The organism is Treponema endosymbiont of Eucomonympha sp. (genome assembly GCF_001028545.1).
Map to the genome: position 1 here is coordinate 1 of NZ_BBPW01000210.1, position 1,038 is coordinate 1,038.

General features: G+C 56.7%; 1 protein-coding gene and 1 pseudogene. Both read left to right on the plus strand.

The window, feature by feature from the left end:
- Positions 1-603 (plus strand): ATP-dependent Clp protease proteolytic subunit (locus tag AWU74_RS06020; RefSeq protein ID WP_062328550.1); only part of this gene is annotated, 603 nt, incomplete at its 5' end.
- A gap of 56 nt (positions 604-659) precedes the next feature.
- Positions 660-1,038 (plus strand): annotated as a pseudogene (locus tag AWU74_RS06025) (hypothetical protein); the annotation flags it as partial.

The window sequence follows — 1,038 nt, forward strand, 5'->3', positions numbered from 1 at the left end:
GCGCGGGCGGGCGAAGGCGGCGAAACGGAAGCGGAAAAAAAAGAGCCGGTGCCCGAAGCGGCAGACCCGCTCGCGGACAAACTCATGAAGACCCGGCAGGTGCTGCTGTCGGGGGAAATCAACAAGGCGCTTGCGGAAAGAATCATCCGGCAGGTGCTGGTCATGGAAGCGGATTCCGGCGACGCTATCCGCGTGTTTATCGATTCGCCCGGCGGGGACGCGGACGCGGGGTACGCGATTTTCGATATGCTGCGCTTTGTCAGCGCACCGATATATACCGTCGGAATGGGACTGGTGGCGAGCGCAGGGTCGCTGGTGCTGCTTGCCGCGCCGAAAGAGCGGCGGCTTGCCCTGCCGAACAGTCATTACCTGATTCATCAGCCGCTGAGCGGCATAAAAGGGGTCGCGACCGAGATTGAAATCCACGCGCAGGAACTGGAAAAGCTGCGGGCAAAACTCAACCGGCTCATAGCGGATGAAACCGGAAAGACGGTCGAAGAGGTGCAAAAAGACACCGACCGCGACTACTGGATGAATGCCGAAGAAGCGCTCACCTATGGGCTGGTCAGCAGGATTGCCGCGCGACGCGCGGATATTGCGTAGCGGAAAAGCTGACGCGTGACGCAGATTTATCTGCGTGTTAAGAAGAGAGAAGTTATATGGCAAAATACACCGACAAGGATTTTGTGGCGCTTGTGCAAAAAGCGGTCGGGAAAGTGAAAACTTCCGCGGACATAGAGGAACTGACGCGGCTCAAGAAGCTGTTTAAGCAGTATACGCCGTTTTTGCTGCGGAATTATGCCGCGGCGTATCTCGCGCGGGAATGTTTTGAGCGCAGCGCAAATCCGCACATCTCGGAGGAACGGCAAGATAACTGTCGCCCAACAGAAAAATCAGTGCGACGGAATGAACCCGCTGACAGAAGATTCGCGCCGCCGCGTCGCGCGCTGATTAGCAAAGCGGATTCCGAGGTGGATTATATCAGCGTCGGCAGGAATAACCGCTGTTTCGTGCGCGACCTTATCAGATTATTGATTA